Source organism: Pseudoalteromonas sp. S3260 (assembly GCF_005886925.1).
Taxonomy (GTDB): domain Bacteria; phylum Pseudomonadota; class Gammaproteobacteria; order Enterobacterales; family Alteromonadaceae; genus Pseudoalteromonas; species Pseudoalteromonas tetraodonis.
In genome coordinates, this window is sequence record NZ_PNCV01000016.1 from 1 (window position 1) to 26,276 (window position 26,276).

The 26,276-nt window shown below is 42.0% G+C and carries 31 protein-coding genes; 8 read left to right on the forward strand and 23 right to left on the reverse strand.

The window, feature by feature from the left end; genetic code table 11:
* Positions 1–263: 263 nt before the first annotated feature.
* The 18 genes from rplQ to CWC14_RS03570 all read right to left on the reverse strand — a co-directional run bounded on the left by rplQ (position 264) and on the right by CWC14_RS03570 (position 10,973).
* Positions 264–665 carry a 50S ribosomal protein L17 gene (rplQ, locus tag CWC14_RS03485; RefSeq protein ID WP_013466072.1) on the reverse strand — a complete coding sequence of 134 codons (402 nt, stop codon included), beginning with the start codon at positions 663–665 and terminating at the stop codon, positions 264–266.
* A gap of 39 nt (positions 666–704) precedes the next feature.
* Positions 705–1,691 (reverse strand): DNA-directed RNA polymerase subunit alpha, encoded by a 987-nt coding sequence (locus CWC14_RS03490; protein WP_008115371.1) that lies wholly within the window; start codon positions 1,689–1,691, stop codon positions 705–707.
* Positions 1,692–1,715: 24 nt separating this feature from the next.
* Entirely contained in the window at positions 1,716–2,336 is a 621-nt protein-coding gene (gene rpsD, locus CWC14_RS03495; protein ID WP_002959461.1) for a 30S ribosomal protein S4, read from the reverse strand.
* 21 nt (positions 2,337–2,357) lie between these two features.
* Complete coding sequence (rpsK, locus tag CWC14_RS03500) at positions 2,358–2,744, reverse strand: 30S ribosomal protein S11 (protein ID WP_002959471.1); 387 nt, start codon at positions 2,742–2,744, stop codon at positions 2,358–2,360.
* A 12-nt stretch (positions 2,745–2,756) separates the two neighbouring features.
* Complete coding sequence (gene rpsM, locus CWC14_RS03505; protein ID WP_008115377.1) at positions 2,757–3,113, reverse strand: 30S ribosomal protein S13; 357 nt, start codon at positions 3,111–3,113, stop codon at positions 2,757–2,759.
* A gap of 125 nt (positions 3,114–3,238) precedes the next feature.
* Positions 3,239–3,352, reverse strand: a complete 114-nt coding sequence (rpmJ, locus tag CWC14_RS03510; RefSeq protein WP_002959476.1) for a 50S ribosomal protein L36 — start codon at positions 3,350–3,352, stop codon at positions 3,239–3,241.
* A gap of 22 nt (positions 3,353–3,374) precedes the next feature.
* Entirely contained in the window at positions 3,375–4,703 is a 1,329-nt protein-coding gene (secY, locus tag CWC14_RS03515) for a preprotein translocase subunit SecY (protein ID WP_008115380.1), read from the reverse strand.
* Between the two features lie 10 nt (positions 4,704–4,713).
* Positions 4,714–5,148: a 50S ribosomal protein L15 gene (gene rplO / locus CWC14_RS03520; RefSeq protein ID WP_013466073.1), complete on the reverse strand. Its 435-nt coding sequence runs from the start codon at positions 5,146–5,148 to the stop codon at positions 4,714–4,716.
* 4 nt (positions 5,149–5,152) lie between these two features.
* On the reverse strand, positions 5,153–5,335 hold the full coding sequence (gene rpmD, locus CWC14_RS03525; RefSeq protein WP_008115384.1) for a 50S ribosomal protein L30: 183 nt from the start codon (positions 5,333–5,335) through the stop codon (positions 5,153–5,155).
* Between the two features lie 3 nt (positions 5,336–5,338).
* On the reverse strand, positions 5,339–5,845 hold the full coding sequence (gene rpsE / locus CWC14_RS03530; protein ID WP_008115387.1) for a 30S ribosomal protein S5: 507 nt from the start codon (positions 5,843–5,845) through the stop codon (positions 5,339–5,341).
* A gap of 9 nt (positions 5,846–5,854) precedes the next feature.
* On the reverse strand, positions 5,855–6,205 hold the full coding sequence (gene rplR / locus CWC14_RS03535) for a 50S ribosomal protein L18 (RefSeq protein WP_008115388.1): 351 nt from the start codon (positions 6,203–6,205) through the stop codon (positions 5,855–5,857).
* Between the two features lie 9 nt (positions 6,206–6,214).
* Positions 6,215–6,748, reverse strand: a complete 534-nt coding sequence (gene rplF / locus CWC14_RS03540; RefSeq protein WP_138561320.1) for a 50S ribosomal protein L6 — start codon at positions 6,746–6,748, stop codon at positions 6,215–6,217.
* Between the two features lie 13 nt (positions 6,749–6,761).
* A complete protein-coding gene (gene rpsH, locus CWC14_RS03545) occupies positions 6,762–7,154 on the reverse strand; it encodes a 30S ribosomal protein S8 (RefSeq protein WP_016899320.1) in 393 nt (130 codons plus the stop codon).
* 21 nt (positions 7,155–7,175) lie between these two features.
* Positions 7,176–7,481: a 30S ribosomal protein S14 gene (gene rpsN / locus CWC14_RS03550; protein WP_006794245.1), complete on the reverse strand. Its 306-nt coding sequence runs from the start codon at positions 7,479–7,481 to the stop codon at positions 7,176–7,178.
* Between the two features lie 10 nt (positions 7,482–7,491).
* Positions 7,492–8,031 (reverse strand): 50S ribosomal protein L5, encoded by a 540-nt coding sequence (rplE, locus tag CWC14_RS03555; RefSeq protein WP_010392500.1) that lies wholly within the window; start codon positions 8,029–8,031, stop codon positions 7,492–7,494.
* A gap of 16 nt (positions 8,032–8,047) precedes the next feature.
* A complete protein-coding gene (gene rplX, locus CWC14_RS03560; protein ID WP_004589210.1) occupies positions 8,048–8,362 on the reverse strand; it encodes a 50S ribosomal protein L24 in 315 nt (104 codons plus the stop codon).
* Positions 8,363–8,372: 10 nt separating this feature from the next.
* Positions 8,373–8,741: a 50S ribosomal protein L14 gene (rplN, locus tag CWC14_RS03565; RefSeq protein ID WP_008115397.1), complete on the reverse strand. Its 369-nt coding sequence runs from the start codon at positions 8,739–8,741 to the stop codon at positions 8,373–8,375.
* Positions 8,742–9,014: 273 nt separating this feature from the next.
* On the reverse strand, positions 9,015–10,973 hold the full coding sequence (locus CWC14_RS03570) for an AsmA family protein (RefSeq protein ID WP_138561322.1): 1,959 nt from the start codon (positions 10,971–10,973) through the stop codon (positions 9,015–9,017).
* A gap of 237 nt (positions 10,974–11,210) precedes the next feature.
* Between CWC14_RS03570 and CWC14_RS03575 the strand changes: the two genes are divergently transcribed.
* The 5 genes from CWC14_RS03575 to CWC14_RS03595 all read left to right on the forward strand — a co-directional run bounded on the left by CWC14_RS03575 (position 11,211) and on the right by CWC14_RS03595 (position 15,138).
* Positions 11,211–11,630 (forward strand): hypothetical protein, encoded by a 420-nt coding sequence (locus tag CWC14_RS03575; protein ID WP_016710192.1) that lies wholly within the window; start codon positions 11,211–11,213, stop codon positions 11,628–11,630.
* Between the two features lie 8 nt (positions 11,631–11,638).
* On the forward strand, positions 11,639–11,839 hold the full coding sequence (locus CWC14_RS03580) for a helix-turn-helix transcriptional regulator (protein WP_016710191.1): 201 nt from the start codon (positions 11,639–11,641) through the stop codon (positions 11,837–11,839).
* A gap of 150 nt (positions 11,840–11,989) precedes the next feature.
* Complete coding sequence (locus tag CWC14_RS03585; RefSeq protein ID WP_138561324.1) at positions 11,990–13,153, forward strand: hypothetical protein; 1,164 nt, start codon at positions 11,990–11,992, stop codon at positions 13,151–13,153.
* Between the two features lie 371 nt (positions 13,154–13,524).
* Complete coding sequence (locus CWC14_RS03590) at positions 13,525–14,202, forward strand: TorF family putative porin (protein WP_138561326.1); 678 nt, start codon at positions 13,525–13,527, stop codon at positions 14,200–14,202.
* Between the two features lie 258 nt (positions 14,203–14,460).
* A complete protein-coding gene (locus CWC14_RS03595) occupies positions 14,461–15,138 on the forward strand; it encodes a nitroreductase family protein (protein WP_138561328.1) in 678 nt (225 codons plus the stop codon).
* On the opposite strand, the gene CWC14_RS03600 is transcribed toward CWC14_RS03595, so the two are convergent.
* Genes CWC14_RS03600 through CWC14_RS03610 form a run of 3 tightly spaced genes read right to left on the reverse strand, consistent with a single transcriptional unit; the run spans position 15,135 to position 19,778 of the window.
* Positions 15,135–16,205 (reverse strand): efflux RND transporter periplasmic adaptor subunit, encoded by a 1,071-nt coding sequence (locus tag CWC14_RS03600; protein ID WP_008115415.1) that lies wholly within the window; start codon positions 16,203–16,205, stop codon positions 15,135–15,137. The genes CWC14_RS03595 and CWC14_RS03600 overlap by 4 nt on opposite strands.
* A complete protein-coding gene (locus CWC14_RS03605; RefSeq protein ID WP_138561330.1) occupies positions 16,195–19,470 on the reverse strand; it encodes an efflux RND transporter permease subunit in 3,276 nt (1,091 codons plus the stop codon). Before CWC14_RS03605 ends, CWC14_RS03600 begins: the two co-directional genes overlap by 11 nt.
* 5 nt (positions 19,471–19,475) lie before the next feature.
* Positions 19,476–19,778, reverse strand: a complete 303-nt coding sequence (locus CWC14_RS03610) for an ArsR/SmtB family transcription factor (protein WP_008467273.1) — start codon at positions 19,776–19,778, stop codon at positions 19,476–19,478.
* Positions 19,779–19,909: 131 nt separating this feature from the next.
* Here CWC14_RS03610 and CWC14_RS03615 point away from each other — a divergent pair, with 131 nt between their 5' ends.
* From CWC14_RS03615 to CWC14_RS03625, 3 genes are all read left to right on the forward strand, one after another.
* On the forward strand, positions 19,910–20,098 hold the full coding sequence (locus CWC14_RS03615; protein WP_008467276.1) for a YgaP family membrane protein: 189 nt from the start codon (positions 19,910–19,912) through the stop codon (positions 20,096–20,098).
* Positions 20,099–20,103: 5 nt separating this feature from the next.
* The gene (locus CWC14_RS03620) at positions 20,104–20,448 is read left to right on the forward strand and encodes a rhodanese-like domain-containing protein (RefSeq protein WP_008467278.1); all 345 of its coding nucleotides are present in this window, start codon (positions 20,104–20,106) and stop codon (positions 20,446–20,448) included.
* 159 nt (positions 20,449–20,607) lie between these two features.
* Positions 20,608–21,507 (forward strand): hypothetical protein, encoded by a 900-nt coding sequence (locus tag CWC14_RS03625; protein WP_138561332.1) that lies wholly within the window; start codon positions 20,608–20,610, stop codon positions 21,505–21,507.
* Positions 21,508–21,608: 101 nt separating this feature from the next.
* Here CWC14_RS03625 and CWC14_RS03630 read toward each other — a convergent pair whose 3' ends face one another.
* Positions 21,609–22,151 carry a PH domain-containing protein gene (locus CWC14_RS03630; RefSeq protein WP_008467282.1) on the reverse strand — a complete coding sequence of 181 codons (543 nt, stop codon included), beginning with the start codon at positions 22,149–22,151 and terminating at the stop codon, positions 21,609–21,611.
* Between the two features lie 110 nt (positions 22,152–22,261).
* Positions 22,262–26,266: an alpha-1,6-glucosidase domain-containing protein gene (locus CWC14_RS03635; RefSeq protein WP_138561334.1), complete on the reverse strand. Its 4,005-nt coding sequence runs from the start codon at positions 26,264–26,266 to the stop codon at positions 22,262–22,264.
* Between the last annotated feature and the right edge of the window lie 10 nt (positions 26,267–26,276).

The following is a 26,276-nucleotide window of genomic DNA, read 5'->3' on the forward strand; positions in this document are numbered from 1 at the left end:
ATGTGCAGCTCAGGTTAATTAGCTTAATTGTACCAATCATAGCTAAATAGAATATATAGGTTAGGGGTAACATGAAGAAAGTATTTAAATAAGCGAACTATATTTCTGTTAGTAGCAAATAGACTGCCTTTATTGATATGGGGCTGTTGTTTATTATTGATAAAAAATTGGGGAGGACTTGTCGCGACCTTATTACTGTGTGATAAATTTTAGATATTAAAAAGCCGAGCATAAGCTCGGCTTTTTGGTGTCTCTTTAAAGACTTACTCTGCAGACTGTGCGTCTTCTTGAACTTCTTCGCTCGCCGCTGGGCGACCAACTAGTTCAATATAAGCCATTGGTGCATTATCACCAGCACGGAAGCCACACTTAAGAATACGAGTGTAACCACCTGGACGGTCTGTATTACGAGGACCGATTTCGCTGAACAATTTACCAACTACTTCATTATCACGCGTGCGGGCAAATGCTAAACGGCGATTTGCTACGCTGTCAGTCTTAGCCAGTGTGATTAAAGGTTCAATTACACGGCGTAACTCTTTCGCTTTAGGCAAAGTAGTTTTGATGATTTCATGTTTCACCAAAGAACCTGCCATATTGCTGAACATCGCTTTACGATGGCTACTGTTACGGTTTAATTGACGACCACTCTTACGATGGCGCATGACCCTATCCTTCTAACTAAACTAATATAGTGATTTAGATTATTCAGCTAGGCTTGCAGGCGGCCAATTTTCTAGGCGCATACCTAGAGAAAGACCACGTGAAGCTAGCACGTCTTTTATTTCAGTTAGAGACTTCTTACCTAAATTAGGCGTTTTAAGAAGCTCAACTTCAGTGCGCTGAACTAAATCACCGATATATTGAATTTGCTCGGCTTTCAAACAGTTTGCTGAACGTACTGTTAGTTCAAGATCATCAACTGGACGAAGTAGAATAGGATCGAATTCTGGCTTCTCTTCTTTCTCTTCTGGCTCAGTTACATCGCGTAAATCTACGAATGCATCTAGTTGCTCAGCTAAGATAGTAGACGCACGGCGGATCGCTTCTTCAGGATCTAAAGTACCGTTTGTTTCCATATCAATGATTAACTTGTCTAAGTCTGTACGTTGCTCAACACGGGCTGATTCAACCGAGTACGCAATACGTTCAACTGGGCTGAATGATGCATCAAGCAGCAATCGACCAATTGGACGCTCATCGTCATCAGAGGATAAACGACTAGATGCCGGCACATAACCACGACCACGCTCAACACGAATACGCATGCTGATCTCGCTGTTATTTGTAGTTAAATTACAAATAACATGATCTGGGTTAGCAATTGTTACATCGCCATCGTGCTGAATATCTGCCGCAGTCACAGGGCCTACACCAGATTTAGTCAGGGTCAGAAAAACTTCATCTTTGCCTTCTAACGTTACCGCTAGACCTTTAAGGTTTAGTAGTATTTCAATGATGTCTTCTTGTACGCCTTCTTTCGCGCTGTACTCATGCAATACACCGTCGATTTCAACTTCAGTTACTGCACATCCAGGCATAGATGATAACAGTATACGGCGTAAGGCATTACCCAAAGTGTGACCAAAGCCACGCTCGAGTGGTTCTAAAACTACTTTAGAACGCGTTGGGTTTATAGCGTCGATATCGACTAACCTTGGTTTTAGAAATTCTGTAACAGAACCCTGCATTTTATCCTCTCTTAACTCTTAACTTTACTTAGAGTAAAGTTCGACGATTAGTTGTTCATTAATGTCCGCAGACAGATCTGAACGCTCAGGTAGGCGCTTGAAGCTACCTTCCAATTTCTTACCGTCAACTTCAACCCAAGTCGGCTTTTCACGTTGCTCAGCCAACTCTAGAGCAGCGATGATACGTGCTTGTGTCTTAGACTTCTCACGAATTACAACAGTATCTTCTGGAGTAATTACGTATGAAGGAATGTTCACAACACGACCATTAACTAGAATCGCTTTGTGGCTTACTAACTGACGTGCTTCAGCGCGTGTGCTAGCAAAACCCATGCGATATACAACATTGTCTAAACGTTGCTCTAAAAGCTGTAACAAGTTTTCACCTGTATTACCTTTAAGGCGAGCAGCTTCTTTGTAGTAGTTACGGAATTGCTTTTCTAATACACCGTAGATACGACGTACTTTTTGCTTTTCACGTAATTGTAAACCGTAATCAGATAAGCGTCCTTTACGAGCGCCGTGCTGACCAGGTGCAGTCTCAAGTTTACACTTAGAGTCGATAGCTCTTACGCCGCTCTTAAGGAACAGGTCAGTACCTTCACGACGACTCAGCTTGAGCTTAGGGCCCAAATATCTTGCCATGTTATTTCTCCTAACCTATTGTTAAACGCGACGTTTCTTCGGTGGACGACAACCATTGTGTGGTATTGGCGTCACGTCAGTAATGTTGGTGATACGGTAACCAGCAGCATTCAAAGCACGTACAGCAGATTCACGACCTGGACCTGGACCCTTGATGAAAACTTCTAGATTTTTTAAACCGTATTCTTGAGCAGCAGTACCTGCACGCTCTGCAGCAACCTGAGCAGCAAATGGAGTAGATTTACGTGAACCACGGAAACCTGAACCACCGGCAGTAGCCCATGATAGTGCATTACCTTGACGGTCGGTAATCGTTACAATAGTGTTGTTGAAAGACGCATGAACATGAGCCATACCATCAGCAACTTGCTTTTTAACCTTTTTACGACGAATTGGTGTCTTAGCCATTTTACTATCCCCTTATCGCTTAATAGGCTTACGAGGACCCTTACGGGTACGCGCGTTAGTCTTTGTTCTTTGACCACGAAGTGGTAAAGAGCGACGGTGACGTAGGCCACGGAAACAACCAAGGTCCATAAGGCGCTTGATATTCAAAGTAACTTCACGACGAAGGTCACCTTCTACAGTGTACTTGCCAACTGCTTCACGCAATACGTCAAGTGTTTCGTCTGAAAGTTCACCGATTTTTGTGGTCTCGGCGATACCAGTCGCTTCTAAGATAGCCTTAGAGCGAGTCTTACCTATGCCATAAATAGCTGTTAAACCAATAACTGCATGTTTATGATCAGGGACGTTAATGCCAGCGATACGGGCCACTAACACATCTCCTATATTTGAATTTGGTAATCATCTGTTTGAAAAGCCCGTAAGGATACTCAAACGAAGACCAAATCACAACTAAAAACACAGGCCGAGAAACCTCAGCCTGCACGACTGTTTACTTAGCCTTGCCTTTGCTTATGCTTAGGCTCACTGCAAATTACGCGTACTACACCAGCACGTTTAATAACTTTACAGTTACGGCATATTTTCTTAACGGAAGCACGTACTTTCATTGCTCAACTCCGTAAACTGACCTTATCGACCGTAGCCTTTAAGGTTCGCTTTTTTCAGCACAGAATCATACTGATGTGACATCAGATGCGTCTGTACTTGTGCCATAAAGTCCATGATTACTACAACGATAATCAAAATTGATGTACCGCCGAAATAGAATGGCGTTTGCCATGCCATAGTCATGAATTCGGGCACCAGACAGATAAAGGTTATATACAAAGCACCTGCCAATGTCAGGCGTGTCATCACTTTATCAATGTATTTAGATGTCTGCTCACCTGGACGAATACCTGGGATAAATGCGCCAGATTTTTTCAGGTTGTCTGCCGTTTCACGCGGGTTAAAAACCAACGCTGTGTAGAAAAAGCAGAAGAAGATGATAGCCGCAGCTAAAACCATTGCATACAAAGGCTGACCTGGAGTCAACGTTGTAGCAATTGCTTGTAGCACATCAGCAACCGGACCTTCACCCTGGCCGAACCAGCTTGCAATTGTACCAGGGAACAGAATTATACTGCTAGCGAAGATTGGTGGAATAACACCCGCCATATTTACTTTCAGAGGTAAATGCGTGCTTTGAGCAGCAAATACTTGACGACCTTGTTGACGTTTCGCGTAGTTAACAACGATACGTCGTTGACCACGTTCAAAGAATACAACAAGATAAGTAACAGCGAATACTATAACCGCAACCATCAACAGTACAAAAACATTCAAATCACCTTGGCGCGCCATTTCGGCTGTCGAACCAATAGCAGACGGCAGGTTAGCTACAATACCAACAAATATTAGAACTGAGATACCGTTACCGATACCACGTTCTGTTATCTGTTCGCCCAACCACATAAGGAACATAGTACCGGTTACTAAACTCACCACAGCGGTGAAGTAGAATCCCATACCTGGGTTAACAACTAACCCGTTCATCATGCCCGGTAAGCTTGTGGCAATACCGATTGATTGGATAGTAGCAAGCACAAGCGTGCCGTAGCGTGTGTACTGGCTTATCTTTTTACGCCCTTGCTCACCTTCTTTCTTAAGCTCTATAAACGGCGGATACATATGCGTTAATAGTTGCGTAATAATCGAAGCCGAGATATACGGCATGATACCCAGTGCTAACACTGAAGCTCGCTCAAGCGCACCACCGCTAAACATGTTGAACATCTCAACAATGGTGCCCTTTTGTTGCTCGAAGAAATCGGCAAGTACAGCGGCGTCAATCCCAGGGATCGGCACAAATGAACCTAGACGGTAAATTATGATAGCACCCAATACGAAGAGTAATCGGCGCTTCAATTCCGAAAGTCCACCTTGTGCACTTTGTGTATCTTGACCTGGTTTAGCCATTAGTACTTCCTTAGTCTTCTACCTTGCCTCCGGCAGCTTCGATAGCTTCGCGTGCACCTTTAGTAGCCTTAAGGCCTTTAACGGTAACAGCGCGTGAAACTTCGCCAGATTTAACAACTTTAACGAACTGAACGTTCTTTTTAACTAGACCAGCTGCTTGTAACGCGCTTAGGTCTACCACATCGCCTTCAACTTTAGCGATTTCGTATAGGTTAATTTCTGCAGATACTAATGATTTGCGAGAAGTGAAACCGAACTTAGGTAGACGACGTTGCATAGGCATTTGACCGCCTTCGAAACCAACGCGTACTTTACCGCCAGAACGTGATTTTTGACCTTTGTGACCACGGCCACCAGTCTTACCAAGACCAGAACCGATACCACGACCAACACGTTTTGGAGCAGTTTTTGAACCTGCAGCAGGTGAAAGTGTATTCAAATGCATCGAATTACCCCTCTACCTTAACCATGTAATAAACCTGGTTAATCATACCACGTACACATGCAGTGTCTTCTAACTCAACAGTGTGATTGATACGACGTAAACCAAGACCGCGTAATGTAGCTTTATGCTTCGGTAAACGACCGATAGAGCTTTTTACTTGTGTTACTTTTACAGTTTTATTAGCCATGGTTTACCCCAAAATCTCATCTACTCGAAGACCACGTTTTGCAGCGATCGACTGAGGAGAATTCATGTTCTCAAGAGCTGAGATCGTTGCACGTACAACGTTGATCGGGTTAGTAGAACCGTAACATTTAGAAAGTACGTTCTGAACACCAGTCACTTCAAGTACTGCACGCATAGCACCACCTGCAATGATACCAGTACCTTCAGATGCTGGTTTCATAAACACTTGTGAGCCAGCATGACGTCCTTTAACAGGATGCTGTAATGTGTTGCCATTTAGGTCTACGTTGATCATGTTACGACGTGCTTTTTCCATTGCTTTTTGAATAGCAGCTGGAACTTCACGTGCTTTACCATAACCGAAACCTACTTTACCTGCGCCATCACCAACTACAGTTAGTGCAGTAAAGCTAAAGATACGACCACCTTTAACTACTTTAGACACACGGTTCACCGCGATTAGCTTTTCAGCTAAATCAGGCTGTTGTTGCTTTGCTTCTACGTTAGCCATTGTCTACTCCTAGAATTGCAAACCGGCTTCACGCGCAGCATCAGCTAGCGCCTTCACACGGCCGTGATATTTAAAGCCACTGCGATCAAAAGCAATCTTTTCGATGCCTTTGTCAGCCGCACGTTCAGCAACCGCTTTACCAACTGCTTGTGCAGCTGCAACGTTGCCTGTGCCTTTAACTGTTTCGCTAATAGCTTTCTCAACAGTAGAAGCAGCAGCCAGTACATTACCCTCAGCGTTTACAACTTGAGCGTAAATGTGACGTGGCGTGCGGTGGATAACAAGACGCGTTGTGCCTTGTTCAATATAATTTCTACGAGTGCGTTTAGCACGACGTAGACGAGCTGTTTTTTTATCCATCGTCTTACCTTACTTCTTCTTAGCCTCTTTACGGCGTACATTCTCATCTGAATAACGAACACCTTTACCTTTATAAGGCTCAGGTTTACGGTATGCACGAATGTTAGCAGCTGTTTGACCAACTAACTGCTTATCTACGCCCTTAACTAGAACTTCTGTTTGGCTTGGAGTTTCAATCGTAATTCCTTCAGGAACTGCGAAATTAACTGGGTGCGAGAAACCAAGAGTTAAGTCTAAAACTTTGCCCTTAGCTGCAGCACGGTAACCAACACCTACTAACTGAAGTTTCTTCTCGTAACCTTCATGCGTACCAACAACCATGTTGTTGATTAGAGCGCGAGCAGTACCTGCTTGTGCCCATGCATTGGCTACGCCTTCACGAGGTAAAGTTGTAATAACGTTGTCGTTAACTTGTACTTCAACTGCATCGTTGATAGTACGAGTAAGTTCACCGTTTTTGCCTTTAACTGTGACTTCCTGGCCTTTTAATGTAACTTCTACACCGGCAGGAACGTTTATTGGTGCCTTTGCTATGCGAGACATAGTTCCCCTCCGATTAAGCTACAAAACCAATGATTTCACCACCAACGCCTGCACTACGTGCTGCGCGGTCTGTCATTAGGCCTTTAGAAGTTGATACGATAGCGATACCTAAACCACCCATTACCTTTGGTAATTCGTCACGTCTCTTATAGATACGTAGACCAGGGCGACTTACACGCTGGATATTTTCAATAACAGCTTTGCCTTCGAAGTACTTTAACTCGATAGAAAGCTCAGGTTTTACATCACCACTTACTGAGAAGTCTGCGATGTAACCTTCATTTTTTAATACATTAGCTACTGCTACTTTCAGTTTCGAATTAGGCATCGTTACAGATACTTTCTTCGCTGACTGACCGTTACGGATTCGTGTAAATAAATCCGCGATAGGATCTTGCAAGCTCATAGTCTTACTCCCATGATTCTATTACCAGCTAGCCTTTTTAAGGCCAGGAATTTCACCGCGCATAGCTGCTTCGCGAACTTTAATACGGCTCATGCCGAATTTGCGAAGGAAACCATGTGGGCGGCCCGTAATGTTACAACGATTACGTTGACGTGCAGGGCTAGAATCACGAGGTAAAGCTTGTAGCTTAAGTACCGCGTCCCAACGATCATCTTCAGATGTATTAACATCACTGATGATAGCTTTTAGTGCTGCACGCTTTTCAGCGTACTGAGCAACTAGTTTAGTGCGCTTTGCTTCGCGCGCTTTCATAGAATTCTTTGCCATAACCCTACCCTTATTTCTTGAATGGGAAGTTAAACGCTTCTAACAACGCACGGCCTTCCTCATCTGATTTCGCAGATGTAGTGATTGTGATATCCATACCGCGTACACGGTCTACTTTATCATAATCAATTTCTGGGAAGATGATTTGTTCACGTACGCCCATGCTGTAGTTACCGCGTCCATCAAAAGACTTAGCACTCACACCACGGAAGTCACGGATACGTGGGATAGCGATTGAAACCAAACGCTCAAAAAAGTCCCACATACGCTCGCCGCGTAGGGTTACTTTACAACCAATCGGGTAACCTTCACGCACTTTGAAGCCAGCAACAGATTTGCGTGCTTTAGTGATTAAAGGTTTCTGACCAGAGATAGCTTCTAGATCCGCAACAGCGTTATCTAAAATCTTCTTGTCAGCTAAGGCTTCGCCCACACCCATGTTTAATGTGATCTTTTCGATCTGAGGGACTTGCATGACAGAGCTGAAACCAAACTTCTCTTGAAGTTCAGCAACTACTTTGTCTTTATATACTTCATGCAGTTTCGCCATCATTCTACTCCAACTATTAGATAGTTTTACCAGTAGATTTAAAGATACGTAATTTCTTACCATCTTCAATCTTGAAACCTACACGATCTGCTTTGCTCGTTTCCGAGTTGTAGATCGCAACGTTTGATACGTCGATAGACGCTTCTTTCTCAACAATACCGCCAGCTTGGTTCAACTGTGGAACCGGCTTTTGGTGTTTCTTGATTAAGTTAATGCCTTCGACAAATACTCGACCAGACTCGGTTACAACTGAAAGCACTTTGCCGCGCTTACCTTTGTCTTTACCTGCTAGTACGATTACTTCGTCATCACGACGGATTTTTGCTGCCATGATAGACTCCTTACAGTACTTCTGGGGCTAGTGAAACGATTTTCATGAACTTTTCATTACGAAGTTCGCGAGTCACAGGGCCGAAAATACGAGTACCAATAGGCTGCAAGTTATCATTTAAGATAACAGCCGCATTGCTGTCGAAACGGATCAATGAACCGTCTGGACGACGAACGCCTTTTTTGGTACGCACAACTACCGCGTTTTTAACATCACCTTTCTTCACTTTACCGCGAGGAATCGCTTCTTTTACAGAAACTTTAATGATATCGCCAATCGCTGCATAGCGACGGTGTGAACCACCAAGGACTTTTATACACTGCACTTTGCGAGCGCCGCTGTTATCAGCAACTTCCAGCTGAGTTTGCATTTGGATCATGTTAATGACCTCCGGTGTAGTAATTACAACTTGTCTTAAATTTGTTTAAAATCAAGACATTTCGATTGAATTCCACTCAAAAAACATACTAGATGTCTCTTAAGGGCGGGCAATTGTATCAGCATTGGGGGGGGAGTGGTAGGTTATTTTTTAATTAATTTAATAGGGATGCTAAATTAAAACGAGGTTTTTTATGCTATTTATCTAAATTACAGGTGGTTATAAAACAAACAAGGCACCTTGCCGGTGCCTTGTTTGTATCTAAAATTAAAATTAACCAAATAGTCCTTTCAATTTATCTTTAATTTTATCTTTAGCTTTGTCTTTTGCATCATCAAGCTTTTGCTTGGCTTCATCTTTTAAAGCATCGCTTACATCAAGCTTTATATTTACGTCATGAAACGGGCCTTTTATGCGCAAAGGTACTTTAAAACCGGTGCTGTCATCGGTAGTACCTTGACCTTCAATAGAGTCCACGACGCCTGTTACTAGTCGATAGTTAACGAGCGTTTGCGGTAAATCAACGTCTCCTTCACCTGATATGCGTATTAAAGGGCTGATCAACGATAAGTCAGTGTTTTTACCTACGCCGTTGGTAAAGTTAAAACTACCTGAAAGTGCAGAGAAGTCTGTTTTTTCAGATTCTTCAAATCCTGTATCTAATCCTTCAGACGCGGCATTAAAGTTACCTTTAACTAGCTCTTTCCCCTTACGTACCATTTCTGCTACGTTTGCTCCTTTAACTGCACCATCAGCGAACTTGAACCCTAGTTTGCCATTAAGCGCGTTAATAAACGTTTTTTGGCTTTGCCCTGCTGTAGTTAAATTCCAGTTTAAAGAGCCTTTTCCCATTAATTTATCAAAACCGGCGGCATCAGTAAGTAATGGTTGTGCCTCTATTTTATCTAAGTCGAAGTTGGTCGCTATTTTATAAGGGGTATTTTGGGCATTGATAGTAACCAGTCCTTTACCTGTTCCTTCATAAGCAGCAAAGCTGTCTAAACTTAATTTAGCAATGCTATTTTTTAGTACCACAGTAAACTGGTTAGCGCCGAGTTTAATATCGTTCGCTTTTAAACCACTTGAACGAACAATCACATTTGCATCTAATGCACTTAAGCCACTTAAATCAATTTGAGTATCATCCCATACAATCGGTTCTGCAGGCTTGGACTCGTCTTTTACTGGGGCTTCTTTTTTAGCTACGGTTTCTGGTAAGTAAGGATTTAAATCAAGCATCCCTAGGTCAATATCTGCATTAACCGCTAAACGACTGCCTAAATTCAACTTACTTTTACCTTTAATCTTAAGTGCGTCGAGTGTTGCAACTAATTCTGTTAGAATAAACTCTTCACCAAGCAAGTGCATTTCGGCATTGATGCTAAAGGCATTAAACGCATTCTCTTTAGCGTTTAAGTCAACCCCCTGCCAGTTAGCAATATTTTTAACCGAATCACCATTAAGCGTTAAAAGTCCTTTAATATCTTTGCCTGGTTTGGCTATGCTGCCATCAAACGTTAAATCGACTAAACGTGAGTTAAGCGTTTGCTTTACATTAAATGTGGCGCCTTCAATAGCTTTTGCTGGTGTATCGAGTTTTACATCAAGCTCAAAGCGCTCTTGCATGTAAGTAATAGCCCCTTTGACTTCGAGCTGTTTACGCAGTGAAGGCAATAATATAGCCAGTTCTAAATCGCTAATTTGCTGTTTAGCACCCGTTTGACCATTTAAATAAGTAAACGACCCGCCATAAATAGCGACTTCACCTAATTGAATATCAAAGTTTTCAGGTAGTTTGACTGGCTCACCCGATTGAGTTTGCTGCTCTGGCTGTTTAGCCACTGCATCAAATAACTGCCAGTTTGCTCTGCCGCTTTTATCGGTTTCTAGCAAAATATCAGGCTCATTAATGACAAACTTTTCTAGCTTTAGCTCGCCACCGAGTAATGAAAGCCAAGGAATATGAACGGCAAGTTGCTGCATACTTGCCATATCAGCGCGAGAGCCACTGGACATATTGGCAAAATGCACATCATTAAGCTCTAATTTTAATGCAGGGAATACACTGAGGGTTTTATCTCCCTTTATCGTTAATGTACGACCAGTTGTTTTTTCTACCTGCTCAGACACTTTATTAAAAATGGTATCGGTAGGAATTAAAAATGGTGCAGCAACAATTAACGCTATGCATAGCAATAATATGACACCAATAATTTTAAATAAGGTCTTCATGATCATCCTTTCAAACGTGCAAATAATGTTCTTATCATAGCGGGAGTTAGCATTAAAATCATTGCTATAGCTATAAAAAAGCCATTTCCTCGCTGTTACACCTGCAATATAAATTCACCTTGAAACATTTTGATACCTTTAGGTTACAAAAATAACTTGACCAAATGATACCTCAAGGTTACATTGATACCTGTAGGTTACAAAAACACAAATTAAAACTTTCACAGGATGGATATTATGAAACAACAAGATATTAAAACCGAAGAAAAATTTATGGCGCAAAACGCATGGTTTTCCATATTCATGGGTGTAACTTTACTAATTATCAGTGGTTACCCCATACTTAATCACACATCAGTACCGTTGTTGTTTTTAGGAAGTGCAGCTTTTCTTGGCTCATTCTTTATGTTTGTGATCAGAGGCGGTTTTACATGGAAATTAAGTTACCGCCTGACTTATAAAGATGAGTATTTAAACACCATAGATACGATTGCCTATAAACATGTTGTACTAGCACTGTTATTTAGCATGGGCACAATATATTTATGCTCTGACAGTCTCGCGTTACAAGTATCGCATAGTATGATGGCTACTTTTTACTTAGCTGTTATGAGTTTGGTGTACGGTATTTCCATCCTTTGGCAAAGTCGTGATTAGGAGTTAATGTGCAAAACCATATAGCAGAATTTCGCAAAGCCGCGGGGCTATCGCAGCAAGAACTAGCCGATGCGATTAATGTTTCGCGCAAAACCATTAGTACGGTCGAAACATCGCGCTTTACACCGTCGGTGATCATTGCGTTGAAAATAGCACTGCACTTTAATACCTCGGTTGAGAGTCTATTTATACTCGATGAGCACGATTAATACAGCAATGATGCAATCTTGAGATTTTCAGAACTATCTTGATTGCATCCCTTCTATTCTTCGGTATGATGCACAGCCCTGTTGTTTTAGGGCGTTTTGCGCTAAAATTGAACAACATGAAAAATGTATCTAACCGGAGTACCATCAGGCATGAAAAAACTGCTCATTTCACCTTCACAAATGGCATTAGGCGAACAAGAAGGCCAGATTTATCAAAATATTTTAAAACAGGCTTCTGAGATCAGCTTAAATCTGATGGCGGTGAAAATAGAAAATCATCCTGAAGACTTCTTAGGTTGGTGTTACGAATTACTACATGCTAGCCGTGACCGTATCAATCATGATTTACTTGAAACCAATCAGTTACCAACTTTAAAGAAACTTCATGATTTATTAATTTCAGCAATTAGCTTTTTGCAGTTAAAAACACTACGTGTCGCGCCTTGGCCAGTCGTCAGTGTATTTATTGAGCAGCACAAAGACGTATTAGCGCTTGATGAGCAATTGCGCCTGACTCAGTATATTGCAGGTATTCGTGAGCAATCATTGAAAGAAATGATCCCTGAAGATTTATTAACCTTTACTGGTAAACATACTTCATCGCTTGATCCAAGCAGCTATAACTTTGATGTTGAATGGTTTAGTTCAACAAAGAGCGCCAAGGCTTTCCATCAAATGCTTGCTGACCTTCCCGCTTTATTTGATGAAGCATTAGCACACATCCCTCTTGAAGGCGAAGTAACAGAAGCTGATTACCAAGAGTTTGTACTCAAATACGTACACGCTTTTACTGACAACAATGAAAAGCCAACTTTAGCACCGGCAACTCGTTTATTGGCAATGCGTCGCCCTGATGTATTTACACCGCTAAACAACTCACGCTTAGATGCCTTATGTGCAGCGTTAGCGATAACCAAATTAAACAATCGTGATTTTGCACGCTATTGGCAAGATATTGTGCAAGCGATTCATGCTATGTCTTGGTTTAAAATGGCCAATGCAGGTAATGAACTAGAAACTAAGTTAGTGGATATAAAAGCGCTAATACCTTGCTTTTTTTATTACGCAGATACGAATACTGCAGATAACTCTAACTACATTAAGCTACTAAATAAACCTACACGTAGCACTTCGAGCAGCAGTAAAGCGCCACGCCGCGGCAAAGAATCGGCTGAAATATTAGTGGACCGCGCACTTGCTGCTGATGACATCCCAGAGCATATTCGTGCTAAACGTGACTCTATTATTAGCGAAGTACAAAAAGGCCGTGGTGTAAACGAAACAATTACACTTATGCGTACCATTTTTGGTTAAAACGTATATCAAACGCAATTAGCTTTAATAAACTAGCTTAACGTTAGGGTCTGTAGACCTTTCAAGGTTAAATTTTCAAAGGTCAATAGATCCTAATATAGGTAGCCTGGTAGCGCTCTAATGGTGCAGCCAGGCTTTTTTTTGCACCAGCAGTGTGTTCTTTCCTTACATACTTTTCACAAAGCGTCTTTGCGCATAATTTCAACACTTTGTTTTATAATATAAAATTTATTTTTTATTAAATAAATGGAAGCTGGCACATACAGTGCAATTCCCCCTGCAGTAACCTAATAATACGCCGCCATTCAAAAGGTTGTAGTCGTTTATAATAAAAACCTTGGCGTGCAAAATCATACAATGGGAAATGAAACATGCTAAAACTACAAAAAACAATACTCATCAGTGCATTGGCATTAACAGGAATGGCATCAACAACGGCCTTTGCCGAAGTAACAGCCAATGCAGCAGCTACTTCTAACTACTTATGGCGCGGACAAGAGCAAACTGGGGGCGATGCAGCTGTATCTGGTGGTATTGATTACGCTAATGAATCTGGCTTTTATGCGGGTACCTGGGCGTCAAATGCGTCTTGGGCCGATGAAATGACCTACGAACTAGATTTATACGCCGGTTTTGGCGGCGCTATTAATGAAAACGTAAGTTATGACGTAGGTTATATTTATTACGCTTACCCAGATGCGGCATCAGGTGCAGATGCTGATTTTTCAGAAGTTTACGGTAGCATTAGTGTGCAAGGTTTTACATTTGGTGCAGCCGTACTTGCAACATCTGCTGCCAATGGTGACGGTACTGATTTTGGTGATTCACTGTATTTAAACGCCGAATACAGCTTCGCTGTTGGTAGCAATGGCACTGAAATGGCGCTACACATAGGGCATTACTCAGGCGATTTCATCGGTGATGACAATATTATTGATTATGGTGTATCAGTGTCTAAAGATGGTTTTACCTTTGGCCTATCTGATAACGACATGGACGGCTCAGATGTTAAAGCTTATGTAGCCTACGCTGTCGACTTTAACCTATAAAAAGAATGTGTTACTTGCTGCAACACTAAGGGCCGAAAGGCCCTTTCTCGTTTTAATTCACCGTTACTATTCTAATTAGATTGCAAAACACCTCGTTAACAAATACCTAATAGGTTCAATCAAGGCTCTTATCTATTGGCTAAGCCTTATAATATGATATAAATATTTTATGCGTAGCGCGGGTTTTATAAACCTTAGCAGATAAAGCCTTTGCTGCTCTTTTAAACCAAACACTCTAAAAATAAGAAGCGAACAGCCATGCAAAATCATAAAAGCCAACTATTAGCCGATTTTATAGAATACCCGCCAGAGGAAATGCTGACGCGTGCGAATGAGTTTTTACAAACGAGCCAGCGCCGTCATAGTATTCGCAGCTTTAGTAACCGCCAGGTGCCAAAAGAAATCATCGAAACCTGCATTAAAGCAGCAGGTACAGCACCTAGTGGTGCAAACCACCAGCCTTGGCATTTTGTAGCCATTAATAGCAGTGATGTTAAAAAGAAAATTCGTGAAGCAGCCGAGAAATTAGAACGCTCTTTTTATGAAGGCAGAGCGGGTGAAGAATGGTTAGATGCACTAAAACCCTTAGGCACCGATGCTAACAAACCCTATTTAGAGCACGCGCCATGGTTAATCGCGGTGTTTAGTCAAAAAAAGGGGGGTGTAAATACGGACGATAAAAACACGAATTACTATGTGCATGAATCGGTAGGCCTTGCCACTGGCTTTTTAATTCAAGCCTTGCACCACGCAGGCCTTGCAACACTTACCCACACACCAAAACCGATGAGTTTTCTAACCGATATTTGTGGACGTGATAAAGACAACGAACGCCCTTATATGTTACTTATTACTGGTTACCCAGATGAGCATGCAACAGTGCCGCTGCACGCCCTAGATAAAAAGTCGATTGATGAAATTGCGAGTTTTATTTAATCGCTTTGACTTGGCATGTAATCAACAGCAAGTACATCACCCTCTTTTAGGCCTGCTATTACGTGTTGCTGGTTATTTATAATACTGCCTAAACGCACGAAACGTTTAACCAGCGTTTCGTTTTCAAGTACATACACCATATTGAGCTGACCAAACTCATGCACCCAACGTGGATCAATTAATACACCTTGGGTACTTTTTATTGGTAACTGTAGTTGAGCATAAAGGCCTGGCATTAAACCAAGTTGCGCATCGGCTTCTAAACGAATAAGCAAGCTGCGCGCCGCGTTATCTGCCACTGGTACAATTTCGCTCACCGTTGCGGGTGTTGTTATATCTAGAGAAGGTAATACCACATTTAAACTGTCCCCGACTCTTAATTTTACTGCTTGTTGTTCACGTACATTAAATTCAAGCTGTAACTGTAATGGGTTATACAAAGTAATCAGCGGTTTACCGGGTGTTGCAGTATCGCCAGGTTCAGTTAGGCGCTCAACGACCACGCCCGAAATAGGGGCAGTAATGCGCGTATAATTAAGCGATACCTGAGCTTGCGTTTGCTGTTGCTTAGCAACCGCTAAATTAGCGGTTAAGTTTTCAAACTTTGCTTTGGCGTCATCTAATTCACTAACAGATACTAATCCTTGCGCATTTAGATCAATCATTCTGGCTAGTTGCTTTTTAGCTTGCGTTAACGACGCTTGCACCGCATTAATATTTGCACTGCTTTGCGCTAATGCCGCCTTAAAATCATCTTGCTTGAGCATAATAAGTAAATCGCCCTTAGCGACTTTATCGCCAGCACGTACTTTTAACTGCTCAACTTGCGCCATAACATGCGATGAAATTTGCGTATTTTGTTTTGCTATTACACTACCTGGTACCTGCTCAGTGCCTGCAATACTTTGCAGCGTTACCGTTACTCGCTCACCTTGATAGTTCGTTATTTGTGATTCTTTTAAGCCTGCAGTTTGCTTGTCAGAAAAGCTGCCCGCCATATAAAGCACAGCCATAATAATGACAAATAACGCGGCCAATGTGCCTATAAATTTTGATTTACCCTGCATGCGCTTTATCCTCTGTGCTTGCAAACACTAAATAATAAACAAGCGGTACTACAAATAATGAAAATAATGTAGACGCCACAATGCCAAAAATAATCGCAATCGCGAGCCCGCTAAATACCGGATCGAGTGTGATCACTAAGTTACCTAATAAAGTGGTACCTGCGGTTAGGAGCACAGGGCGCATTCGCACCGTACCCGCTGCAACAAGCGCCTCTTTAATTGCCATGCCTTGGCCGCGAGCTTGATTAATAAACTCAACCAAAATAAGTGAGTTACGCACCACGATACCTGCAAGGGCAATCATGCCTATCATCGCTGTGGCAGTAAATAATACCGGCTCTGGGGCTCCAGCTATAGAGCGCTCACCAAACTGATTTAACAGCCAAAAACCTGGCATTATGCCTATTACTGTTAACGGAATAGCTGACATGATAATCAGCGATAAACTCGCCGACTGTGTTTGTACCCGTAAAATTATAAATATAGCACTGAGCGCAAACGCAAAGGCAATGCCCATATCTCTAAATACATCAATGGTTATGCGCCATTCCCCCTCGCCGCTAAAGCTGACATGGGTTCCTTGTGGTAGTTGCCATGGGGCTGTTCCGCCATTATTAAAAAAGTGACGACCTACCCACGATGTTTTAACAAACTCATCGTTTGATACATTTAAATCAACATTCACATCAGCAATCACTTCCGCTGGTGTGCGCCCATTAAGCTCAGCCATAACATAAATCACGTCGCGCTGATCTTTACGAACAATCGTTTTAGCAACATGATGTTGTGTAAATTCACCGAGTTCTGAAAGCGATACTAACGGCCTTGGCGCACTGCTTAAACCAAACTCGTTACTGGTTTTAGCTAAATCTCTGTCGCCCCTTACCTGAAGTGCAAGTAATTGCGAAAGCTGATTTCGCTCGCTGTACGGTAGCTGTAATTTAATATCAACGGGCTCTGTTTCATTGCTCACATAAAGTACACCTACGTTTTCACCTTGAGAGGCAATACTGAGTGTTTGTGCAATATTTTGAGTTGAAACCGCACTAAGTGCGGCCTTGGTTTTATTGGTAACAAAGCGCTGTAATGGCGAGGGTGCCACCATTGAGGTATCGACTTCAACTACATGAGGCTCTTGTTGTAAACGCGCAGCTAACTGCAAGGCAGCTTGAGAATGTGTTTGCTCATCAACAAAAGCATCTCGGTAAACCTCAGCAACTAAGGTACTCAGTACCGGCGGCCCTGGAGGTACTTCAACCACTTTTATTACAATGCCATCGGTTGCTAGCATCGCGAGCTGTTCGCGAAGGCGCATAACCACTCCATGAGATTGATGATCGCGCTCAGACTTATCCACTAACAATACTCTCAGCTCGGCGAGATTCGCTGCCTCACGGCGATAATAGCCGCGCACCATACCGTTAAAGTCCATACTTGAAGGTTGACCAACATAGGCCGCTATTTCACTTACTTCGTTTAATTGCCATGTGAGTGTTTGGATTTGTTTAGTAAATGCAACTGTGTGCTCCAGATTAGTCCCCTCTGGCATATCTATCAGCACTTGCAGCTCATTTTTATTATCAAAAGGGAGTAGCTTTAAAGGCACCAAACGCATCACGGGTAACATGGCGCTAATAATAAATAATGCTAGGGTTAGCCACAAAACAAGTTTAGCTCGCCCCTTAGAAGCCAATAATGGGCTTAATATTCTTTGATATGCACCAATTTTAGGAGCAAGCTCGGAGGGTTGTTCGTTATCAGGCTTGAGTAACTTCATCGCAAGCCAAGGGGTTACAAAAAATGCAACAATGGTAGAAACCATCACGCTAACCGGCACATTAAATGCCATAGGTGCCATGTACGGCCCCATCATTCCGGTGATAAACGCCAGTGGAATAAACGCCACCATTATAGTGAGTGTCGACATAAGTAAGGCATTTCGAATTTCGCTCATTGCACCAACAATCTGCTGTTTTTTATCGCCTTTTTTATTCAAAAAGCGGCTAATATTATCAATACCTGTGATTGGGTCATCTACCAGTAAACCCAAAGATAAAATAAGCGCAAATAAGGTCACCCGGTTAATGGTGTAACCAAATGCAAAATCTAATGAGAGTGTAATGCCATAACAAATAGGAACCGCCAGCCCAACCACAACCGCCGGACGCCAACCTAAAAACACCCCCACAAATATCACCACAGTAAAGACCGCAAAGACTAAACTTGAAGTGAGGTTATTTACTTTTTCATCGGCAGTTTGGCCATAATCTCTTAATACCGCATAGCTCACCTCAGTGGGTAATAGCGTGCGTGTTAGCTGCGTCATCATTTGATGAACATCGTTGGCGACGGCAACAGCGTTCGTGCCGGTTTGTTTTGCAACGCTTAGTGTTACCATTGGTAAATGCTGCTGGTTTGCCGATTGAGCAAGCCATTGGTAATGCTTAGCTTCACTTGGGCCATCAATAACGTTTGCAACATCAAGCAAGTAAACACTTTTGCCATTAACAACATTCACTACCAGCTGCTCTACAGCAGATTGACTTCGTAGAACATCACCTGCTTGCAATTCAATTTGCTGCTGACCATCAACCACACTGCCTACTTGCGTTAGTTGATTAGACACGCTTAATGCATAAAAAACGTCATTTACGGTTGTTTGGTGGGCAGCCAATGCGCTGGCATTTAAATTAATGGTGAGGGTTCGTTTACGACCAGCAATGACTTTTACTTCACTGGTGTGTTCAATACGCTGTAAACTGTTGGCTATTTCGTTAGCAAAGCGGGTTAACTCGTAATCACCATAAAGTTGTGGGTCTTTACTGTATAGCCCCAGCATAACAATAGGTACATCATCCACTTCAACGGGCCGTATTTGCCAACTTTTGATAACAGAAGCCATAGTATGTTGATAACTGTTAAGTTTTGCATAGGTATCTAAAATAGCTTGTTCGCGGTCATGGCCAACCTCAAAGCGAAGTGTAACCACTGCGGCATTCGTTTGTGTAGTGGAATAAATATGTTCCACACCGCCAAGTTGGGCAAGTAGCTTTTCAAGTGGCTGGGTAACCAATCTGGCTACCTCTGGAGCTTCTACGTTGGGCGCCGATACGTATATATCGAGCATAGGCACCACTATTTGTGGTTCTTCTTCTCGCGCTGTTTGTTGTAAAGCAAATAAGCCAAACAAAATCGACAACACAAAAATAATAACCGGAATACGGCCACTTAAGCTGCTTTTTACTGCGTTATCAATCATGCTCATAACTTTTAGCCCTTGCAAAACAGTCCATATAATGTGCCTAACAAATGCACGGCATTTTGATCAATCACGCGGTAATAAATAGTTTGGCTTTCGCGGCGAGTAGCCACTACATTGGCTTTGCGCAGTGCCGCTAGGTGCTGCGATAACGCAGACTGCGCTAGCGGTACGGCTTCGTTAAGCTGCGACACACTCATTTCGGTATCTTGTAATGAGCATAAAATCATTAGTCGATTTTTATTCGCTAATATTTTTAATAGCTGCTCAGCTTGATCTACATTAGTCGCCATCGCTGTAAAGTCAATTTTCATACTATGCTCTTATTCTAAAATATGCACTTAGTATAAATTGCTAGATAAGAAATGTCTAACATTAGAATTTACTAATTTAACAATATCTAATATAGTAGCTCTGTACTCAATCAAATAAGTGACCTACTATTATGAAACTCAATAACGCACTTCGTCTTATCGCTGGCATCATGATTGTTGTATCAATCCTTTTGCAAACGTATCACGATCCGAAGTGGATATACTTTACCGCTTTTATCGCTGTAAACTTAATTCAATCAGCTTTTACTAGCTGGTGCCCAATGATCACTCTATTACGCAAACTTGGCTTTAAGGAATAATCACCATGCTTACATCTATCCCCGATTTACTAAAAATTATTACGCCTAATCAACGTCGTATCGACGCCGAACAAGCTAAACAGGAGATCAGTGAAAACAAAGGATTACTCATTGATGTGCGTGAACCGGCTGAACATGCAACCAAAGCCGCTACCGGCGCAATTAATATTCCGCGCGGCTTACTTGAAATGAAGTTAATGGAAATAGAAAAAGACGCAGCACGCCCTATTTACTTACATTGCGCTAGTGGTGCGCGTGCAACATTAAGTGCTGAAGCACTGACACGCGTAGGTTATGAAAACGTCACAGTTATTACCTGTAAAGCAGAAGCTGTTTGTCAGGCATTTTAAAGGCCAAAAATTAAATCACTCGGCGATCAACCGATCGCCGAGCTTAAATAACATAATCCAAATTTAAAGGAACACTATGTTTAATTAAAATCAAAGATTGAAATTAATAAACTTCAACGCTAGTGTATAAAAAAGGAACACCCGTCTAAGGAAGACTTTATGAAAAAAGTTGCCGCTTTATTACTATTTTTACTCGGTATTACTCACTCTGTAAATGCTGATGACAGCATTACCTTAATGGTATGTGAAGATTGTAATTATAACAGAGCCTCTGAACTAGCAAAAAGCAATGTACCATTAGCTCAATGCCACACTACACCCTCTGATCAAAAAGCTGCTATTGCTGATCAAACATGTGATTCAAATCCGCATAAAGTTATTATGATGGATGTCTCTGGTAACAACCACTTTGCATTTTTTGTGGGAAATCATAGTAAAAATGAGTCAGATAAATATATAGAAGCTACGATATTAAATAAAAATGATCTTATTGCTATATCTAAACAAAAAGCAATTGATGAGCATTTCTCAACATTTAAACACACACTTCAAACTGAACTAAGCCTAATGCCACTTTATCAAATAAGTCAGTCTTCTCATCTAGATAGACAAAACAACTGCCCCTCCCATGTAAATAATGCAGTAAAGGCTGTATTTGAAGAATATACATCATCTCGAATTCAAAACTGGGTAAATCATAAAGTTGAAAATAATATTAAAAATCCTGATAGCTTTTTTACATCAAAACCGATCATAGTTGGTGAGACCTTGTATCAGAGTCCGTGGAGTGAGGTGAGTAAGAATTTAAATTTAGAAGTTAATCTTAACAATGGAAGCGACGGGCAATACCGTGTTATTTTTTTAGCGAAGTGGATAAAAGAGTTAGGTGCGTTCAGTTTATCGGTAAACCCTTATTTAACTTATTTAGACGGTATTGCATTAAATCACTATAAAATATCAGCGCCATCAGTCTCCCAATGCTTAAAAAATGCTTTAGATAGAAATCTGTCATCATCAATGTCCTCGTATATTTCGAGCACTAATAATGGAGATACTTAGGGTTAGCATGTTGTAGGCGTCATCGGATGGCGCCTACAAATAAACAAGCCAAAAGCAATCCTTACTTAACCATATTCCCTTTAGCTCCCTATATGACCTAATCATTTTTTCTCTTCCAGAAGTGTAACTAGCATTTGCTCGATGTTTTTTACGCTGTAGGTAAGCGAGCGGATGAGCTCTACTTGGCTTTGTGGTTCATCGTTATTAGATTGGGCTGGCTGATCTGAAGTGAGGTTATCTTTTTGAGTTAAAATGGCTTCACGAAATTCACTGGCATTAACTACCCCAAGTAACGATACTAATGCACCGTGACCAGACTGCCCTGCAGTTTCAAAGCTTAAGCGGTATAAACCAAATAGTCGCATTAATGGCCCCTGACTTAATCCCACATCAGTGATTTTTTCAAGCGGAATCGATTTTTCTTCTTTAAAAAACACACCGCGTTTTACTACTAGCTTACGCTCTAATAAGTTAGCTGACATTGCTTTAAGCATACGCCCTGCCACGATCCAAATTATTAAGGCTACGATTGGAATCAATGGGATACCAACCAAACACACTAAGCAGGTAATAACCCCTAGCGTGATCCAGTAAGATTTTACTTTAGGGTTAAAACTTGCGGTTTTCAGGGCTAACTCAGACATTCATAACCTCCTTGATATTTATTCTATTAACCTAGGGAATATTGTGGCTGAATGCAACTATAATAAAAAAGCCGAGTATAAAACTCGGCTTCGGCTATCTTAGTGAAAGCTTATTGTAAGTTAACAATAATAAAAGGCGCTTCGAGATCATTTGCATTAACCACAAAGCGATATTCTCCTTCGGTTTCAATTAACAAGCTCAAGTTATTATTAGAAGCCGCTAAAGGTGTTTCACTCCCTAATATTACTTCTGAACTATCTCCACCAGCTCCTAAATTGACAGTACTCCAATCACTGGTAGCAACTTTAAACTCATATGCATCACTTTGTGCACTTAGCTGTTTGGAAAAAGTATATAAACCATCACCACTGTATGTGAATTGATCGTCTGTCCCCCACAAACTACCAGCGTCATTTAAACTGCCACGTAAATATAACGACACATTTCCAAATGGCCCTATTTTTACCACTGTCAGAGTTGGGTTTTCTTTATCTGAAGCATTAAACGAGAACAAATAGTTATCTGCGGTGTCTGCCGTAAAGCTAATATTAGCTCCATTAAAACTAAGTTGTTTTTCTACTCCCAATTGAACAACAGCCTCTTGCTCTGAATTAGCACCAAAATTCACGAGGTTCCAACTCTCTGAAGCAACTTTGAAACCAAAGCTCTCCCCAGCTGTCAGCGCCTTCATAATTTGATACTCGCCACTGCCAACATATTCAAATTGATCAGAGAGCCCCCACTCATTTAAATCACCACGAAGATACACCTCAGTGCTGCCATAAGGGACGATATCTGGCGCACCAACAGTTGCATCAGCACTCAAGCCAGCGCCTTGGCTCTCGCCTTGTGGTTTAACAAACACAGCCATAGTGTAAGCAGGCACAGTGAACGTGCCGTCGGTTTCACTGGCCGTAAAACTCACTTCCGTCATGCTACTATCTACACTGTTTTTAAGAGTTGGGTGTAATTCAAACCCAGTAGCCGTGAGTACCGTGTGTGAAAGTGCTTGCTGCGTCGCATTAATAACAACAACAACAGCATCTACTGCGATATCTAAATCAACGAGACCTTCACCATCGTCAATACTCATTACTATCAAACCATGCTGCTGGTTTTCACCTACATTATGAAAGCCCACACGGTCAATTACATCTTGTTCGGTGGTTAATCTAAATAATGGGCTGCTACTGCGAATTGCTAAAAACTCTTGGAACACATCGCCTGCATAAGCAATATCTTGTGGCATTGCCTGTGCATCAGAGTTAGCAGAAATAGGCATGATCTCAGGCCATTTTTCTTGGTTCTTCTCTGCGTTAGGTAGACCAATGTTCCAGTTATTATTCTCTTTGGTTAAATCAACAGCATTAAACCAATCACCGGCATTATAACTATCACGATCCATTGACTTAGAACGCAGTAAATCAGCACCCAGTTGCATAAACGGAATGCCTTGGCTCATAAGTGGAATAGACAACGCCATGTTGTGCGCACGCACACGTTGCTCAATACTCATGCTTGATGCATGCTTATATTGCAACTGATCCCACAGTGTTTCGTTGTCATGCTTTGATACGTAGTTAATGCTATCTGCTGGGTCTAACGCATAAGCTGTTGGTTGCGTGTTCCAGCTAAAGCTATTACCTTTTGCCGAATTACCTTTAAAATCTTTAAGAATGTAATTTTGTAAGTTGCCCGCCAGCGATAAACGTAAGGTATCTTGCTCCGCTAGATTGCCATCTGTCGGGTTATTACTAAACATTGCACCACCGCGCACGGCTTCACGAATACGGTCATTGAATGTGCCCACTTCGGAGCCTGCCATATCAGCTTGCTTAGCTTGAGTGAACAAACGGTTATTAGCCACTTCACCAAAGTCCCAACCTTCACCGTAGAAGTAGTTATCTGGGTCAACCGCTTGCACCGCTTCGCGCGCAGCTAAAATGGATGACTTAGGCATATGCCCCATTACATCAAAACGGAAGCTGTCATAACCAAAGTCGCGAGCAAGAATAACCATTGAATCTGTAACGAATTTGTCCATCATCACATGTTCAGTTGCTGTGTTTTCACAGCACGTTGAGCGTTCAATCGCCCCAGATACTTCGTTGTAACGGTGGTAATAACCAGGCACTAGTTTGTCGAAGACTGATTTTTCCCAGACGCCTGATGATGTTGTGTGGTTATAGACCACATCAAGTACCACACGAAGTCCTACTTCTTGTAATGATTGCACCATGGCGCGTGTTTCAAGTACACGAGCAATACCTTCACTGCTTGATGCATATGAACCTTCAGGCGCAATAAAGTGATGAGGGTCATAACCCCAGTTAAAGCCGTCTAAATCACGCATCGCACTGGCTAGTGCTTGTGCATCATCTGAGCCAGGTAGGTAACTTTGCATAATATCAACAATGATGCTGTTTTTATCTTCGATTTTACAGGCATCTGCTTCATCGTTTATACGCTCACATAATTTACCTAAGGTGTCAGTGATTTCAACACGCTCTGAAGCATCTTCTTCAATAGTGCCAATATCAGTCACTGGGAGTAAATGAAAGTGTGTTAAGCCTTTATCAGCTAATTGCTTAAGGTGCTGCATTGGCACGCTTTCAAGTTCAGTGAATGCCAGGTATTTACCGCGATTTGCTTCGCTCACTGACTGATCGCGAACACTAAAATCACGTACATGGCCTTCATAAATAACCGCATCTTCTGGGTTAGCCACTGTTGGCACAATGCGCTCGTCCCAGCCCTCTGGTTTAGTGTCGTCATCGCTCAAGTTTATCAGCTGTGAATAAAGCCCATTACTCGATACATTGAGTGAGTAAGGGTCGGTACTCCATAAGCTTTCAATTGCTTTAGTGGTTGGGTGATAGACATCAAACGCAAAGCGATAATAATGACGGTCGTATTGGCTGTCTAAACTGACTGACCAAATACCGGTATTGTTGTCTAACGTCATGGCGGTGCTATGTACTTGTGCTTTATCAGCGTCAAATACATTGATCATCATATTGCTAGCGGTGGGTGCCCAAACTGAAACATCAATTGCATTGTTATTATAATGCACGCCTAACATGGCTTCATTCGCGTCACTTTCACCTTGGGTGTACAGTGCATCAAGGGCTTTTGCTGTTTGCACTAAACTGGCTTCAAGTAGCTTGCCGTCCGCATCGTAGCCTGCAACAACAAGCTGTTGCTTTATAAGCTGCTTTGCAGCGTCCGCATCCCAACTGCCTTGATAAGCAGTCCAATCCGTTAAGTGTGGTACTTTTGCAGCTTGCTCATCACTTAACTCGGTTGCTGTAAGCTCAACGGTTTCACCATTTAGCCCAGTGTCTAAATCAACCACCAAGTCAGCAGTTGCAGAAGAATGTAACTTAATGATTTGCGTAAGCTCATTACTTGGCTTATACAATACTGTATTTAAATCAATCCAATGTGCTGATGCGCCATCAATCGCAACCGGGCGTTCACCTAAGCTTGCAACTGGGAACTCAAATACAGATGGCTCACCGTCAAAGGTAAAGTTCATACGCACAAAACGCTCATCGTCTTGCATCAGTGGCATAGTTAAATCCACATCACCATGGGCTTTGCCGGTGCCTTCTGTGCCAATATGTATGATGAAATTAGCGCACTCGGTGTAACCGTCTTTGAGTGCCACAATCCAGTAAGCACCATAATTTGGATCAATACCGTCATATTCGTGACCATCAGCCCAATCAGTAGCATCAAACGGCGGCGCATAAGCATCACAACCGTCGGTATTCCATGAATGTAAGCGGTAGCCTTCGTACCCTTCATTTTCAGGGCGCTTATAAAATAATACGGCTTCATTCTCCCCAGCGAACACAACCGGATCAGGTAAGTCCGGATTATAGCCATTGATACAGCTTTCATTGTTCGCATCAGGAAATAACGGTGCGTCGCAAGAGATAGGTTCGGGATCAACGCATTGAGTCCCTTCGGTGTTAGGAACTTGTGGTACATCACACGTTAAAAGAGTTTGCCCTGCTTTTACATCGCTACTACCTGAACCACCACAGCCAAACAGTAACGTTAAGCTCACTGCGAATAGCAAATGAGTCATTTTAGTTATTATATTCATTATGTATGCT

Coding starts and splice junctions, on each gene's coding strand:
- rpmJ (WP_002959476.1), bottom strand. CDS start 3,352: ATGAAAGTACGTGCTTCCGTTAAGAAAATATGCCGTAACTGTAAAGTT.
- CWC14_RS03635 (WP_138561334.1), bottom strand. CDS start 26,266: ATGAATATAATAACTAAAATGACTCATTTGCTATTCGCAGTGAGCTTA.
- rplX (WP_004589210.1), bottom strand. CDS start 8,362: ATGGCAGCAAAAATCCGTCGTGATGACGAAGTAATCGTACTAGCAGGT.
- rpsD (WP_002959461.1), bottom strand. CDS start 2,336: ATGGCAAGATATTTGGGCCCTAAGCTCAAGCTGAGTCGTCGTGAAGGT.
- rplF (WP_138561320.1), bottom strand. CDS start 6,748: ATGTCTCGCATAGCAAAGGCACCAATAAACGTTCCTGCCGGTGTAGAA.
- CWC14_RS03570 (WP_138561322.1), bottom strand. CDS start 10,973: ATGAAGACCTTATTTAAAATTATTGGTGTCATATTATTGCTATGCATA.
- CWC14_RS03490 (WP_008115371.1), bottom strand. CDS start 1,691: ATGCAGGGTTCTGTTACAGAATTTCTAAAACCAAGGTTAGTCGATATC.
- CWC14_RS03630 (WP_008467282.1), bottom strand. CDS start 22,151: ATGTCTGAGTTAGCCCTGAAAACCGCAAGTTTTAACCCTAAAGTAAAA.
- CWC14_RS03620 (WP_008467278.1), top strand. CDS start 20,104: ATGCTTACATCTATCCCCGATTTACTAAAAATTATTACGCCTAATCAA.
- CWC14_RS03575 (WP_016710192.1), top strand. CDS start 11,211: ATGAAACAACAAGATATTAAAACCGAAGAAAAATTTATGGCGCAAAAC.
- rplE (WP_010392500.1), bottom strand. CDS start 8,031: ATGGCGAAACTGCATGAAGTATATAAAGACAAAGTAGTTGCTGAACTT.
- CWC14_RS03585 (WP_138561324.1), top strand. CDS start 11,990: ATGAAAAAACTGCTCATTTCACCTTCACAAATGGCATTAGGCGAACAA.
- secY (WP_008115380.1), bottom strand. CDS start 4,703: ATGGCTAAACCAGGTCAAGATACACAAAGTGCACAAGGTGGACTTTCG.
- rplN (WP_008115397.1), bottom strand. CDS start 8,741: ATGATCCAAATGCAAACTCAGCTGGAAGTTGCTGATAACAGCGGCGCT.
- CWC14_RS03590 (WP_138561326.1), top strand. CDS start 13,525: ATGCTAAAACTACAAAAAACAATACTCATCAGTGCATTGGCATTAACA.
- CWC14_RS03615 (WP_008467276.1), top strand. CDS start 19,910: ATGAAACTCAATAACGCACTTCGTCTTATCGCTGGCATCATGATTGTT.
- CWC14_RS03625 (WP_138561332.1), top strand. CDS start 20,608: ATGAAAAAAGTTGCCGCTTTATTACTATTTTTACTCGGTATTACTCAC.
- rplR (WP_008115388.1), bottom strand. CDS start 6,205: ATGGATAAAAAAACAGCTCGTCTACGTCGTGCTAAACGCACTCGTAGA.
- CWC14_RS03605 (WP_138561330.1), bottom strand. CDS start 19,470: ATGAGCATGATTGATAACGCAGTAAAAAGCAGCTTAAGTGGCCGTATT.
- rpmD (WP_008115384.1), bottom strand. CDS start 5,335: ATGGCTAATAAAACTGTAAAAGTAACACAAGTAAAAAGCTCTATCGGT.
- rplQ (WP_013466072.1), bottom strand. CDS start 665: ATGCGCCATCGTAAGAGTGGTCGTCAATTAAACCGTAACAGTAGCCAT.
- rpsE (WP_008115387.1), bottom strand. CDS start 5,845: ATGGCTAACGTAGAAGCAAAGCAACAACAGCCTGATTTAGCTGAAAAG.
- CWC14_RS03600 (WP_008115415.1), bottom strand. CDS start 16,205: ATGCAGGGTAAATCAAAATTTATAGGCACATTGGCCGCGTTATTTGTC.
- CWC14_RS03610 (WP_008467273.1), bottom strand. CDS start 19,778: ATGAAAATTGACTTTACAGCGATGGCGACTAATGTAGATCAAGCTGAG.
- CWC14_RS03595 (WP_138561328.1), top strand. CDS start 14,461: ATGCAAAATCATAAAAGCCAACTATTAGCCGATTTTATAGAATACCCG.
- rpsK (WP_002959471.1), bottom strand. CDS start 2,744: ATGGCTAAGACACCAATTCGTCGTAAAAAGGTTAAAAAGCAAGTTGCT.
- rpsN (WP_006794245.1), bottom strand. CDS start 7,481: ATGGCAAAGAATTCTATGAAAGCGCGCGAAGCAAAGCGCACTAAACTA.
- rplO (WP_013466073.1), bottom strand. CDS start 5,148: ATGCATTTGAATACACTTTCACCTGCTGCAGGTTCAAAAACTGCTCCA.
- rpsH (WP_016899320.1), bottom strand. CDS start 7,154: ATGAGCTTGCAAGATCCTATCGCGGATTTATTTACACGAATCCGTAAC.